The 13,902-nt window shown below is 62.4% G+C and carries 9 protein-coding genes and 1 tRNA gene; 8 read left to right on the top strand and 2 right to left on the bottom strand.

Annotated features, from left to right (window positions below):
* Positions 1–11: 11 nt before the first annotated feature.
* The 6 genes from CEY05_RS18620 to CEY05_RS18595 all read left to right on the top strand — a co-directional run bounded on the left by CEY05_RS18620 (position 12) and on the right by CEY05_RS18595 (position 11,717).
* Entirely contained in the window at positions 12–830 is an 819-nt protein-coding gene (locus CEY05_RS18620; RefSeq protein WP_088596977.1) for a hypothetical protein, read from the top strand.
* Positions 831–872: 42 nt separating this feature from the next.
* On the top strand, positions 873–4,259 hold the full coding sequence (locus CEY05_RS18615; RefSeq protein WP_143220495.1) for a hypothetical protein: 3,387 nt from the start codon (positions 873–875) through the stop codon (positions 4,257–4,259).
* Between the two features lie 69 nt (positions 4,260–4,328).
* The gene (locus CEY05_RS18610; protein WP_088596975.1) at positions 4,329–5,411 is read left to right on the top strand and encodes a hypothetical protein; all 1,083 of its coding nucleotides are present in this window, start codon (positions 4,329–4,331) and stop codon (positions 5,409–5,411) included.
* A gap of 114 nt (positions 5,412–5,525) precedes the next feature.
* On the top strand, positions 5,526–6,629 hold the full coding sequence (locus CEY05_RS18605) for a hypothetical protein (RefSeq protein ID WP_088596974.1): 1,104 nt from the start codon (positions 5,526–5,528) through the stop codon (positions 6,627–6,629).
* A gap of 31 nt (positions 6,630–6,660) precedes the next feature.
* On the top strand, positions 6,661–7,533 hold the full coding sequence (locus tag CEY05_RS18600) for a hypothetical protein (RefSeq protein WP_088596973.1): 873 nt from the start codon (positions 6,661–6,663) through the stop codon (positions 7,531–7,533).
* Positions 7,534–7,646: 113 nt separating this feature from the next.
* On the top strand, positions 7,647–11,717 hold the full coding sequence (locus CEY05_RS18595; RefSeq protein ID WP_143221050.1) for a hypothetical protein: 4,071 nt from the start codon (positions 7,647–7,649) through the stop codon (positions 11,715–11,717).
* Positions 11,718–11,800: 83 nt separating this feature from the next.
* Here CEY05_RS18595 and CEY05_RS18590 read toward each other — a convergent pair.
* Together CEY05_RS18590 and ispB are read right to left on the bottom strand one after the other, a co-directional pair.
* A tRNA-Pro gene (locus tag CEY05_RS18590) sits at positions 11,801–11,877 on the bottom strand.
* Between the two features lie 43 nt (positions 11,878–11,920).
* Positions 11,921–12,886: an octaprenyl diphosphate synthase gene (gene ispB, locus CEY05_RS18585; RefSeq protein WP_088596971.1), complete on the bottom strand. Its 966-nt coding sequence runs from the start codon at positions 12,884–12,886 to the stop codon at positions 11,921–11,923.
* Positions 12,887–13,279: 393 nt separating this feature from the next.
* Between ispB and rplU the strand changes: the two genes are divergently transcribed.
* Both rplU and rpmA read left to right on the top strand, forming a co-directional pair.
* Positions 13,280–13,591 carry a 50S ribosomal protein L21 gene (rplU, locus tag CEY05_RS18580; RefSeq protein ID WP_088596970.1) on the top strand — a complete coding sequence of 104 codons (312 nt, stop codon included), beginning with the start codon at positions 13,280–13,282 and terminating at the stop codon, positions 13,589–13,591.
* Positions 13,592–13,634: 43 nt separating this feature from the next.
* Positions 13,635–13,895 carry a 50S ribosomal protein L27 gene (gene rpmA, locus CEY05_RS18575; protein WP_088596969.1) on the top strand — a complete coding sequence of 87 codons (261 nt, stop codon included), beginning with the start codon at positions 13,635–13,637 and terminating at the stop codon, positions 13,893–13,895.
* Positions 13,896–13,902 lie beyond the last annotated feature (7 nt).

Below are 13,902 nucleotides of genomic sequence, written 5' to 3'. Positions count from 1 at the left end.
GAGGAATTGCCATGACCATCGCTTTGTCCAGCGGAGAGATTCGCACTCAGATATGCATGGAGACATTCACGGGTCAACATCCTGCCATCAAGGATGCTTTTTCAGGTGAGCGGCTCGATACCTTGATCGCCCAAGCTCGCACGGCCCTGAGCGGTAAGAGCGCCTGGCCATCCATCGATGGCTTGATGTTCGACTCGGCGCCCACGCCCTACACCGGCAACGCCATCCCCGAGGCATCCGCGACCGTCTATCCATCGACGCTGCAATCCCCCCAGGGGGGAACCGGAGAAAGCGGGCAAACGCTCGTAAGCTGCAATGGCTTCTCGGCGGGAAGCATTACCGGGAATTCCTCGATATCGCCCGATTATGGCGTGGCCTATATCGCGGCACGCCACGCCGCTACCGTCCAGGATGGTCCACCGTTCCCGCCGCGGTGGGTGCCCTGGGTGGCCCTCTTCACCATACGAGTGTGGCATGCCGCGACGGCTGTACTGGGATTTGCTGGCGGCAACAATCAATCGGCAGGCCCCAAGAGAAATTTCCAGCCGCTGTCCCTGACGACCACGGACAGCACGGGCTCGCAGCGCGCCACCGACGGGATGCAGGTCACCTTCGACATCACCCAGGGCGACGTCACGTTCGATCCTTCCGGGGTGACCACTCGCTACTGCTTCATCACGGACAACGGCCGCAGAGCCGTCGTGATTTCCCAGCAAGGACTCGCCATCTCGCCGCCGATCAAGGCCAGCCCCGCCGTGGGCCCGGTCACGGTGCTGGCCACTTCGCGCTTCGCGGCGAATTCGCTGGCCTACTCATTGACCGTGGCTTGACCGTCACCACCACCGAACGCGCTACTGCGTGAAGAACCGACCATGAAAGACAAACCAGCTTCATTGGCAGTACAGCCGTCCGGCGCACGGCCCGAAAGCCCGATCGACGTCTCCATGAGTATCAGGGTGGACTGGCGCACGCACGACACCAATCAGTATCCGGACATCAAGGATGCCTTCCTGTTTGAGACGGTGACGCTCTATTCCATGCCTTTCGATTCCGCGTACGGTGGGCCGGAAAGCAGCCGACCGGCCGTAGCTACATGGCAACCCTTGAGCGATCCTTTTCAAAATGGGATCTATCCCTTATCGACCGCGGGGACACTCTCCTTCTATAGCTACAGCGACCAGCAGCACCCCTATCATTGCGATATCGACCCTGCGTCGATTTCCGGAGCCGACACCGAATCGCCCGACTACGGCGCGATATATATGGTCTCCTACTTTCGCGTCGGCGATTACGTGCCGTCAGTCGACCCCGTCCCGACGCTGAACGCCGGCACGCTTCCCTACGTGGCCCTGTACAAGACCCGGGTCTGGACCAAACCCTCGGCCATCATCACTGGCCGCTCCGGCGATGGCCAGCATGCCGTGACCAACAGCTTTTTCGAGACACCGCTCTCGGTCAAAGTCACGGACAGCACTGGCTCCACGCAAGGCACGCATGGCATGGCGGTGCGCTTCGAGATCATGCAGGGCGGAGCGTCCTTCGATACGGGAGGCTATAACCAGCGCCTGGTTACCGTGAGCGACGGTAGCGCCAGCAACACCGCTGCGTGGGTCTTCTCGGAATACGGTACCGCTTTCGCACCCAGGATCAAGGCGGGCAGCACGGCTCAGAATATCCTCATCCGCGCGTACTCACAGTTCGCCGTGCAGCCGTACTACTTCAACCTGACGGTCGTCGATCGTACTGGCCCGGCGGATGCCGCATTCGTCTCGGTGGCAGAAGGGGATTACCAGGACCAGCTCGAGAGCGCGGATTTTCCTATCCAGCTACGCGCCAAGGTGGAAACCAAGCTCAGGGCACCCGCGGCGACGGGAACCGTTCAATTCGTGGTCTATCCCGCCGTCGCCGGACAGGAAGTCTCGGCGCTTTTCTCTGGATCAACCACGGTTTCGCAGCCCGTCGAGGAAGGCTATGTCGTCGCTCCCACGTTGAGCACGGCAAACGGAAGTGCCTCGCCCTCCGGCTACACCGCCAATATCGTCTGCGCCGCGCCCGAAAGCTTTGACTGGGACGACAGCGACCCGCGTACCGACGCGACCGGTGCCGTCGCCCGGTTCACGGAACGGGTCTGGAGCGGCCGCGTCGCCATCCTGCGCAAGGACGCCAGCAAAGACGGGCAAACAACCGCCCCGGGACAATTCTTCGCCAGTCGACTGACCGCCACCACCCTGGATGCCGCGCAGCAAGCCGTCGCGCGGATGCTGGTCACGTTCACCCTGCAAGGCCCCGGGCAATTCGACCATGACGACGACGTGCCGGTCGAGGATTGGAGCCAGAAAGTGGTCACCGTCCGCTCGGACGGCGATGGCCTGGCAACCGCGCCACGCATCCAGGCAGTGCGCGGCCAGGAAGGCGCCATCACCGTCACCCTCGGCTGCCTGGTATCCGATGACCAGCCGGTGTACGCGATCAAGTCGGTGATCCCGCCCGACGAGGGTGTCTCCGTCGGCCTGCAAGCCGGCGACATGCAGGACCAGGTGCTCGATAAGCCTTTCGCCTTTCCCATGAGCGTCAGCGTCAAGAACGCCCAGGGAAACAACGCCACCGCGGGATCGGTCACCTTCACGTGCCAGGCTACCGCCGATGCCACGGGCAACTTCAACGGCGCCAATTCGGTTACCGCGAATGTCCACGACGGGATGGCCATCGCCCCGGCCACGCTGCAGGGCGCCACCCTGCCGCAACAGACAGAATCCTATGGCTATTTCGAAGTGGCGGCCGAGACCGACCACACCCCGCGGCCATATGTCTTCCGCCAACGCGTATGGCGCAGCGCGCACGCCATCCTGGAGCCGGTAAGCGGTGGCTCTACCGACAACAAGACCAAGCCTGGTGACCGCTTTCCCATTCCCGTGGTCGCCCACGTCAAGGGACCCAATGCGGAAGACATCCAAGACCTTCTGGTCACGTTCACGCTGCAGGGACCCGCTGAATTCGTCTACGACAGTTCCCCGGAACAAGTCGGCGACTCGGAAGCTTCCGCCAGCGTCCGCACCGACAAGCATGGCCTGGCACAGGCCCCAGGCATCCGTGCGCTGATGCAGCACGGCGCCGTTACGGTCACCGCCAACGTCACCGTGGCGCAAAATCCGCTGCCCTACAGCCTGACTGTCCTGCCGCCGAAGACCGACGCCTTCTATGTCTACGTCGATCCCGCCACGGACCTGCAGGCGGCGTTGGCAGCCCAGCCCTATGCCAGCCCCCTGTCGGTTTCCGTGAAGACCTCCGCGGGGGACGCCGCCACCACGGGCACCGTCACGTTCAAGGTTTTCAATGTCGGCGCGACCGCTTTCTTTCCCAAGGAAAGCGACCACACTCAATGCGTCGCCCAGGTCACGAATGGGCGGGCCACGACCAGTACCCTCAGCGCAGGCGGTATCACCGGATCCCAGTCCGGCATTTTCAGGGTTGTCGCGTATCCCACCGAATTTGCCCCCAACGACCCAAAGACCGATACCAGCGACCAGTCCGCGCATTTCACCGAACAGGTGTGGTCGCAAAAGTACCTTGCGTTGACCAAGCAGGAGGGCGACGCGCAGCATACGAGCATCAATCAGTTTTTCTCCGCCCACCTGACGGTACAGGCGACCGACCAGAGCAACCGCAACGCGGCGGTTGCCTATTACCTGGTGACCTTCAGCATTCCCGATCCGACGTATGCGGCGTTCGACATGAACGACACCGACCCGGACGTGGATATCGTTACAGGCACATCCCAGTCGGTAACCGTGCGAGGCAGCCCCACCGGCTTCGCCAAGGCACCCCGCATCCTTGCGGGCGCCAATGCCCGCAGCTTCCAGGTGCAGGCACAGGGGACGGTGGATCAGGGCGCCAGCTTCCAACTCACCATAGACACCGCCGCGCAGACGAAGATCTACACCCTGACGCCGGACCCCACGCCAACGATTGAAATGGACGCCGACGACAACGATTTCGCCAGCTTCATCCTGAAGCAGAACGGCGTGGCGGTGACGACCGGCGTCGAAGTCACGCTGACCATCGCTCCGCCCGGCGTGGCGTGCTTCAGCCCCACCGACCCGAGTGTGCTGAGCAAGGTGGTCACCACCACCAGCCGAGGCGAAGCTCGCCATGAAATCTGGTCCGGCGATGCCGCCGGCACCGCAACCGTGACAGCAAGCGCCCAACTCTCTTCCGACGGCTCGCAGAAGTTCGTCGTCGGCGATTCGACCCTGCGCTGACTCAGCAGCAATGACGTACCGACACCCGCGCTACGCGGCACCCGCCCTCACCTAAGAGTAGACGCCATCATGGACCTTTATGCCCCCACCGTCTCGCCTCTGAATATCGACCGCCAGCTCCAGGATACCGTTGGTGTTACCGCCACACCCGAAGTCGCCGATGCAGGCGCCAACGACACGACGACGATGTTCTGGGGCAACTGGCCGGCCACGACCCATTCCGGTCCGACCGCCTTCCAGACCGTCAACATCCCTTCCAACCAGATCTGCAACGGCGCGGTGTGGTGCTGGTACAGCGTGACGGACGCGATCGGCAACACCTCCTATTCGGACGTGGCCAAGCCGACCATCATCACCACCGGCAACTACCCCGACAAGCCCGATGTGCAGCCGGCCGGCACTACGCCCGCGGACGGCATGAATGTCACGGTCTCGCTGAAGAACAATTTCAACCCGGACCTGACGCTGCGGGATAGCGATATGGTCACCGTCTCGTGGACGATAGCCGACAATGGCTCGTCTCAAGGCGTACCGGCGACACCGGCAAAAAGAACGCCGGGCAGCGATCTGGCGGGCGGCAAGCTCACGCTGGCAGGGCTGAAACCCGCGCCTACGGCGAACCAGTATGCCCTGGTGCGCTTCGACGTCGAGCGCACGCAGTTCAGCAGCACCGAGGCGCCGGACCGCTACCAGAAATTCAGCTCCGATGCCGTCGCGGTTTCCGGCAGTACCTTGTACCCGCAAACCCAGAACAAGCTGCCCGCGCCCGTTTTCAAGGTCGCCAACAACGTCATCGACCTGGGCCAGGTCACTGGCGATATTCCGGCCCAGATTCCCTCGACCAACCTGATCAAGTTCAACAACCAGGTCGTGCTGTTCGGCCTGGGCTTTGACACGGCAGGCACGGTCGTCCCGGGATCGTACTGGACGCAGCCCGTGAGCGGCATCTTCGCCCCCTATGACTTCAGCGTTCCACGCGCCAACGTTGCCGTGGTTCCCAACGGCGGCCATTACCTCATTCACTACACCGTCGATGGCGCCAGTTCGCCGACGACCCCTTCGGAGGTCAAGCAGACCTCATCACCGGTCCATTTGCAAACCGGGACGCTGTGGAGTTGGGGCGACGCGGAATACGGAACGATAGGGCCGTAGGTTCCATACACCGTCCCATACATCGACGCCACGGCCACATTTGCTCGGGACCTTGCACCCCCGCTGCGGACCCGTGACACAACACACGGAATTCTCCTTTCTATCGAGATTGCCATGACCCACACTTCCGAATCCCCCGTCCAGACCGGCCAGGCGCAGATCAATGCGCCCTACGACAAATCCAATTGGGTAGCGCTCAGCGCCAACTACGAACACGCCGCCGCCATCGACGCCAATGGCTACGTCTGGGCCTGGGGCAAGAACGACAAAGGCCAGCTGGGATTGGGTCCCGGCAAGGCTGACCGGTATACCGCCCCGCAACGCGTCGGCACCATCAAGGCGGTCTCGGTCGCCACCGGTACTTTCCACACCTTGATCGTCGACGACCAGAACCAGCTGTGGGGCGCGGGAATGTCCGCCGTGGGCGCGCTCGGCAATCAAGGCATGACGGCGCCGCTGTGGAACCTGACCTTGCTGGGCGGCTTCACGAGAATGGGCGACATCCTCGAGGTCCATAGCAAGAGAGACATCGCTGTCGCCAGGACATCGAGAGGAATGTGGATTGCCTGGGGTGACAACACCCGGGGAGGTGTCGGCGTCGACAGTAACGACGACTACATCACCACGCCTGGGGTGTTGTTCGGTGTAGGTAACACGGTCGTCCAGGTGAGCGTCGGCATCGACGTGGGTGCGGCAGTGACCAGCACGGGCGACCTGTGGGTCTGGGGTGACAACAGCTCCGGCCAGGTCTCGGCGGTGGCGCCGGCGTTCATCGGCAGCAAGGCCATCGATGTCACGAAAGCCACGACGAAAGCCGGACAGTGGGCCAAGGTGGCCGCGGGCCAGACCCATCTCCTTGGCTTGACCAAGAGCAACACGCTGTGGGCATGGGGCAGGGGAAACGCGGGCCAGTTGGGCTTGGGCGAAGGGATGAACCCGGCCTCCTCCACACCCATGGCCGTCGAAGTCCTGCCTTACTCCGGCGTCAAGTCGTATGTCTCGATCGAGGCGAGCAAGGATTGCTCTGGCGTGATCACCGAATCGGATGACGGTACCCGGTCGCTGTATCTGTGGGGCAACAACGGCTACGGGCAGGTGACCAGCGACTCCGACTCGTACTCGTATGGATGGGTCCCGGACCAGCCCATCGGCTCCACGGATTTGCCAACGTGGTTCGCCCTGCAACTGGGCGACGGTTTCACGACAGCGCTGGCCTGAGCGATCCGATGCGTCCATGAGGAATACGGCAATGAACGAACCTTCATCCATCAAAGACCGTGGCAGCCGCGCAAGCATCACCCAGACGGCGGCGCTCAACAATCCCTACGCCGGTAAGCTCTGCGTGCTGCCGGCCTTGCTCACGGTGGGGAACCGGCCCGGCATCACGGATGTCCTGGCAGGCTCACTGTCCGATACTTTGGTTTTCCAGACCCAGGTGGGTACACAGGGGGCAACACGGCCTGGGCCGAACAGCCAGGCTCACTTCAAATGGCTGCCGCCTCCAACCTCTTCGGCTACTGCCACGCCAGCCGAGGGAACGATAGACATCCTGGGCACTGGCCGCGCACTAATGCCGCAATTCCGCTTGGCAGCGACAGCTGCCACGGCCGTGACGTCGCCCGATTATGGCGTGGCTTACATCATGGGCAGCCCTGGCAACGGCGCTGCGCCGGTAAACGTGGATACCGACGCGCCGTTGCTGGCAACCTATGCAGTCCGAACCTGGAAGTCGGCCTCTGGCGTGGTCCTGAAAGCCACCGACGCCGCCGCTCAAAATGGCCAACTCACAACACCTGGCGGCTATTTTGGCGTTCCCTTGGCCGTGTCGGTGACAGATAGCCAAGGCAGCACGGATGCGGCCGATGGCATGGCAATTACATTCCAGATCCTGAACGGGGGCGACGCCCGATTCGATCTCAGCACCTCCATGATTTCCCGCGCGGACGGCGGTAACCAGTGGTTTACCACCTTATCTCAACATGGCGTAGCCATTTGCCCGGCCATCAAGGCCGGCACCACGTCGGGGCCCATCACCGTTCGCGTGTTCCCACTGGCGTTCATCGGCTCGCCTGACACCGGATCCTCGTCTTTTTCCTATCTCTTTCACTTGGTCGTTACCTGACAGCGCGGCCGTGAAGACACACGTTCACCCCTTGCGCGCGGATGGGCTTGACGCAGTGCATGCCCGCCGTAGAGACCGCACTCCACACTCTCTCGATCGGAAGCTCAATGAACATGCCCACCCCATCCGGACATGGCCCCGCCGAGGCCGTTATCAATCCCAACAACAGAAGCGTGCGTATCTCCTGGGACACCAGGCCCGATGTTCCTTACCCATCGACCCTGCAGGATGCGCAAGTCATCCATGCCTACGAAGGCTCACCCGAGGTCGCGCTGACGGCGCTCTCTTATATGGGCCCTTCCGGCAAGACGCTGGCACCGGTGCCCAGTTCGATCCTCTTCAACCTTATCGATAAGCCCTTCACCAACTGGCCTTCCGAGTACAGGAATACCGCCAGCGTCTCCCCCGCCCTCCAGATCGTGCGGACGGCCGGCGGGGCACCGGCAAATGGCGCCGCGATCGCGCGATTCACCGCATCTTCGCTCCATACCAATGCGGTGGAGTCTCCTGATTACGGATCGGCACTGGTCGCGGCATGGGACTCCACCTTTTTCAACCCTCCCTTTCCGCCGGAAGCGGCAGCCTATGTCAGCTTGTTCGAAGTGCGGTTCTGGGCTGGACGGACGGCGAGAATAACGGCCTCACAGGGTGTTGGGCAGAACGTCGCCAGCAATTCCCCCTTTCGCGTGCTGTGGGTCACGGTTACCGATAGCGTAGGCTCCATGCGTGCGACGCACGGCATGCGTGTGCGCTTCCACATCGAACGCGGCGACGCGCGATGGGAGCAGACCCTTCTCGACCAGCGCTATGTGGCGTTCAGCGATGACAACACTACGGTCACGGTCCTCTGCGACTATGGCTACGCGATATCGCCGCGCCTCATTGCCGGTGCCGGCGTGGACACCGTCATCGTCGTCGCCACCGCCGACATGGCGAGCGAGCCGGCGAATTTTTATCTTTCCTATGGCCGAACGCCGGCTACGGATCCGGATGTCATCGGACTCGACAGCGGCTTTTCCCAGGATCGGCCATGGAAGGGGCAATACGATCCCCTCACGGTTAAAGCTCTCACCAGAACCGGTGACGCCGCGACCACGGGAAGCGTCATATTCCAGTGCTCACCCGGTGACGGTGGCGGCCTCGTGCTGTTCGACGGCCAGTCCTCGGTGTCCGTGCCCGTGAGCGACGGCGCCGCAACGGCGTCCGGCCTGATCGCGTATCCCAGTCCCGCGGATGGTTCGGGATACTCAACGGGCACGGTCCTGGCCTATCCAGCAGGGGCCGATCCAAGCACGCCGGACGCCGGCGCCACCTTCTACGAACGCGTGTGGTCCGGTCGTGCAACGGTGGTCAAGACCGCGGGCGACGGCGCGACAGCCGGGCAAGGGCAGCCATTTCCGACTCGCCTGGCTGTGACGGTTCTCGATCTGAAACAAAATCCAGTCCCCGATATCCTGGTCAGATTCCAGATCAACACCACCCGCGCCAGCTTCAGCACCTCGGACCCCCGCGTCCGCGTCGATCAATGGCTGACGGATCAGGAAGTCATCGTGCGCGTAGCCGACGGAAAATCGGCCTACGCGCCCATCATTCTCGCTGGCGTCGATGTAGGCGGTGGCAAGTTCACGGTGACGGCCAGCACGGAAGTAAGCGCGGGCGTGGATTTCAACCTGGCCATTCTCGCCAACGCGGGCGAAGGCCAGACATGCGCGGTAAATACCGGCGATTGGCAAGACCAGGTCCTGGGCCAGGATTTCCAGATCGCCTTGGCGGCCAGCGTCAAGGATGCCGATGGCAACGATGCAACATCGGGGCTGATCTATTTTTCTACCGGCGGTGACAACGACCTCGACGCCAGTGGCAGTTTCTCGGGACAACTGCTGGTCACGGCACCCGCCCAACAGGGCCTGGCGCTTGCCCCTGCCCTGCGCGCGGACAGTGTGCTGGACGCTTCCAAGATCCACGGCACCTTCCTGGTTTCCGCTTATCCACAGAACGGCGCGCAATCGCCGGGGCAGGTGGCTACCTTCACCGAACGGGTATGGCGCAACAAAGCGGCCGTGCTCACTGCCGTGTCTGGCGACGGGACGACAGCCAACCCGGGTGAAGTATTTCCGCCCCTCGTCGCCGGCATCAGCACACCAGGCCATACCGACCCCATCCAGAACATGCTGGTGACTTTCACGCTGGATGGACCGGGCAAATTCACGCCGAACGACGCACCTGGGTATGTCAGCCTGTCCGATTACCAGGCGGTCGTGCGGTCGGACCAGAACTCGCAGGCCACTTCGCCGCCGATCGTGGCAACAGGCCCGGATGGCACCATCACCGTGACGGCGAACGCGGTCGTGGCAAGTGCGCCGCTGCCGTTCAAATTGACGGTCGAAGCCACCGCCGACCTGGCGGTGAATGTCTATGCCGCCGAGGGCGATCTCCAGGATTCCGACACCGGGACGCCGTTCCGATACTTGCTTGCCGTCGACACCCGCAATGCCGACGGCGAGGTCGCCACCAAGGGCAACGTCGTCTTCAAGATTTACCCGAGCGCCGATACCGATGCGACGTTCTCGTCGGGTGACCGTACGCTCACCGTTGCTGTCAAGGATGACGGCACGGCCACCGCGCTGCCATTGACGCCCACCACGACGAAAACCGGCGGCAATGGCGTGTTGAAGGTCGTCGCTTATCCCCAGCAGTTCTCCGGTGACCCCGCGACCGATAACTCCACCCAGACCGCGCATTTCACCGCACGGGTCTGGCCCGGCACGGACTTCGTAGCCATCGCCACCGTCAGCGGTACACCGCAATCGGCCGACACGGATATGCAGTTCGAGAAGCGGCTCGTCGGCAAGGCCTTCAACCAGCGCAACAACAATTCGCCGCTTGGCGATTACCTGATGCACTTCGACATCAGCGACGGCGCGGTATTCGACGTCAACGATCCGGCGGTGCATTGCGAGTACGCCAGCACCACGGCCGTGGTGGTGCGCACCAATGATGATGGCATGGCCACCGCGCCGCGCGTCATCGCGGGCAGCGCCCCGGGCCCCGTCACGGTGGTCATGGATGGCGCCGCCTTGCCCAACCCGCGCACACCGACCAACTTCAACCTGACCGTGACGGAAGCCGTCATCACTGAACCGTATTTTGTTGCCGTGGCCGGGGGCAATTTTCAGGATGCGGACATCCAGCAGCCCTATCCGCTTGCCCTCAGCGTGACCGTGAAGGACCAGCAGAACAACGACGCACAAAGTGGCGAAGTCACGTTCAAGATTTTCCCGGACACGGCGTCGAACTTCATGTTCCAGGGGACCAGTGCGGACAGCGTCGAGGCTACCGTCACCAACGGCGAGGCCGTCGCTCCCACCGTGATCTCCGGCATAGGTCCGGGCATGGGCCCGGGACTAGCCTATGTCGTGGCCTTCCCCAAGGACTACAAGGGCACGGATCCCTTGAACGATACGTCCGGACAGGCAGCACGCTTCACCTTACGGACATGGATGTACGACGGTTCATTGAGCCTGGCAAAACAGCACGACAACCAGACGGCCAACCCGCAGGCGTACTTCACGGATCGTCTGCAGGTCCTTGCCCGCGATACCTATAACGAAGTCAATCTGCCTTTTTTCCTGATGACTTTCAGCATCGATGGCGATGCCACGTTCGAGATGAACGATGCCGACGCGCCGGTGGTTTCGTGGCACAACAAGCAGGTATTGGTGCAGGGGGATGCACACGGCACACTCACGGCGCCGCGCATCCTGGCCGGTGAAACCCCGGGGGCCTTCACCGTCACGGCGCAGGGGAATATACAGCGGGCGCTCACGTTCAACCTGGCCATCCAGGGCGGGCAGGGCCAGACGCTCTATCTTTTAAAGCCGACGGCTTCGACACTCAGGGTGCCTGCCGATGGCAGCGTACCGGCGATTTTCAACCTGATCGACATCGATACGCACAAGGGGAAGGGGCAGCAGCCGGTGACGATGACCATCGTCAACACCGGTTCGTCCCGGGCCAGCTTCAAACAAGGCGATCCGACCGCGCTGACGGCCAGCAATCTGCATACGGACAATTTCGGGGAGGTCAGCGCGACGGTATACGGCAACGGCCAGGCCGGCACCGCCACGTTGACGGCCAGCAACCCCAACGCCGCCGACTATCCGCTGCCGGTGAGGATCAGCTGAGGGACGCGCAAACAAAAACGCACAGCAATTTATTTGCTGTGCGTTTCAGTCCTTGCCGGTACAAGGGAATTTGACCAAATCAATGGTCGGGGCGAGAGGATTCGAACCTCCGACTCCTGCGTCCCGAACGCAGTACTCTACCAGGCTGAGCTACGCCCCGTGCTTGCTACTTTGTTTTCGCTACTACTGGCTTACCGAAATCGCTATCGATCTCTGTTTACCGCGAAAGCGCAGAAGTCTAACAGACTTTTGCGATAAGTGGAAACGGGATAGTTGGCCAAGGCATTACCCGCCTTGTCCGCCTCGGCCCGCGCGGCATCCCGCGCATGCGCCAGCGCATCGGTGCTGTTGATGGCGGCAGCCACGGCGGCGAAGTCGGCGTCGCCGGTTTCGATGGCCTTGCGGATCAGTTCGCGCTGTTCCGGCGTGCCCACTTCCATCACCCGGATCAGCGGCAGCGTGGGCTTGCCTTCACGCAGGTCGTCACCGACATTCTTGCCCAAGGCCTGCGCATCGCCACTGTAGTCCAGCACGTCGTCCACCAGCTGGAAAGCGGTGCCGATGTGGCGGCCATAGGCAGCGGCCGCTTCTTCCTGCTCCGGCGTGGCGCCGGCCAGCACCGCGCCGACCTGGGCGGCGGCCTCGAACAGCTTGGCGGTCTTGTAGCGCACGACCTGGAGATAACGCTCCTGCGAGACGTCCGGGTCATGCACGTTGAGCAGTTGCAACACTTCGCCTTCGGCGATGACGGTAGTGGCTTGCGACAGGATGGCCATGACACGCATCGAGTCGACATCCACCATCATTTCGAAGGCGCGGGAATACAGGTAGTCGCCCACCAGCACGCTGGCGGCATTGCCGAACGCCGCGTTGGCGGTCTGGCGGCCGCGGCGCATGTCGGACTCGTCCACCACATCGTCATGCAGCAGCGTGGCGGTATGGATGAACTCGACCACGGCGGCCAGGGTGTGATGATGCGTCCCCTCGTAACCGAGGGCGCGGGCGATCATCAGCAGCAGGGCCGGCCGCATGCGCTTGCCGCCGGCACCTATGATGTAGTCGCCTATCGTGCGTATCAGCACGACTTCGGAATCCAGGCGGTCGCGGATGACGGCATCAACCGACTTCATGTCGTCGGCGATGGGAGCGATAAGATCGGGGAGATTCAAGACGTTTCCGGCAGTCTGGGCGAGCCGATGGCCCGTGTAACTTGTGCCCCGCGCGGGCTGACCCGCCTCGGGGAATCCGGCGATTATACGGGCTTGGACGGACTCGGAAGGCGGAGGTAGACCTTACCGCGCCATCCGCCCGGAACCAGCGCCGTCAGCGCCCGTCGCAGCAGCGCCCAGGCCCGGCGGGCGCCCCGGTCCAGGCCCCCAGCGTTGCCTCTCGGACACACGTAACTCTTTGAGCCAGCGCGGCTTTTTTGACTTTGGCCAGCCGACGGGCTAATATCTTCGATTCGGCTGTCCGTACGCAGGGCGCATTGCGTCCGCCGGTACTGAATGTTCAGTCGAAAGTTTTTCTCGTTCTTTACAGAACCTCATCCAAGGAATTAACCCATGTACGCGGTCATAAAAACCGGTGGCAAGCAGTATCGTGTTGCCGTCGGCCAAAAACTCAAGGTAGAACAGATACCTGCTGACATTGGGCAAGAAATCAACCTGGATCAAGTGCTGTCCGTAGGCGAAGGCGACCAACTGAAAGTTGGCACGCCCCTCGTTTCGGGCGCCCTGGTCAAGGCCACCGTTCTTGCGCATGGCCGGCACGACAAGGTCACGATCTTCAAGATGCGTCGTCGTAAGCATTACCAAAAGCATCAGGGCCACCGTCAAAACTATACCGAGATCCGTATCGAAGCCGTCACGGCTTGATGCAGGCATCCGGTAAACCTTTTATTTAGCAGGAGCTAAAAAAATGGCACAGAAAAAGGGCGGCGGCTCTACGCGGAACGGTCGTGACTCAGAATCGAAGCGCCTGGGCGTCAAGGCCTATGGCGGTCAACTGATCCCGGCAGGCTCGATCATCGTGCGTCAACGCGGCACCCGCGTCCACGCTGGCGTCAACGTCGGCATGGGCAAGGATCACACGCTGTACGCGCTGATCGATGGCAAGGTGAAGTTCGCGGTCAAGGGCGCCGGCAACAAGTCGACGGTTTCGATCGTCGCTGCCGAGTAAATCGTCC

Origin of the sequence: Achromobacter sp. HZ34, from assembly GCF_002209485.1 — a bacterium.
Classification (GTDB): domain Bacteria; phylum Pseudomonadota; class Gammaproteobacteria; order Burkholderiales; family Burkholderiaceae_B; genus Bordetella_C.
Note: the sequence above shows the minus strand (reverse complement) of the source record. Positions and strands in the feature narration are given on the sequence as shown.

Coding starts and splice junctions, on each gene's coding strand:
- CEY05_RS18605 (WP_088596974.1), top strand. CDS start 5,526: ATGACCCACACTTCCGAATCCCCCGTCCAGACCGGCCAGGCGCAGATC.
- CEY05_RS18615 (WP_143220495.1), top strand. CDS start 873: ATGAAAGACAAACCAGCTTCATTGGCAGTACAGCCGTCCGGCGCACGG.
- CEY05_RS18595 (WP_143221050.1), top strand. CDS start 7,647: ATGCCCACCCCATCCGGACATGGCCCCGCCGAGGCCGTTATCAATCCC.
- rpmA (WP_088596969.1), top strand. CDS start 13,635: ATGGCACAGAAAAAGGGCGGCGGCTCTACGCGGAACGGTCGTGACTCA.
- rplU (WP_088596970.1), top strand. CDS start 13,280: ATGTACGCGGTCATAAAAACCGGTGGCAAGCAGTATCGTGTTGCCGTC.
- CEY05_RS18610 (WP_088596975.1), top strand. CDS start 4,329: ATGGACCTTTATGCCCCCACCGTCTCGCCTCTGAATATCGACCGCCAG.
- CEY05_RS18620 (WP_088596977.1), top strand. CDS start 12: ATGACCATCGCTTTGTCCAGCGGAGAGATTCGCACTCAGATATGCATG.
- CEY05_RS18600 (WP_088596973.1), top strand. CDS start 6,661: ATGAACGAACCTTCATCCATCAAAGACCGTGGCAGCCGCGCAAGCATC.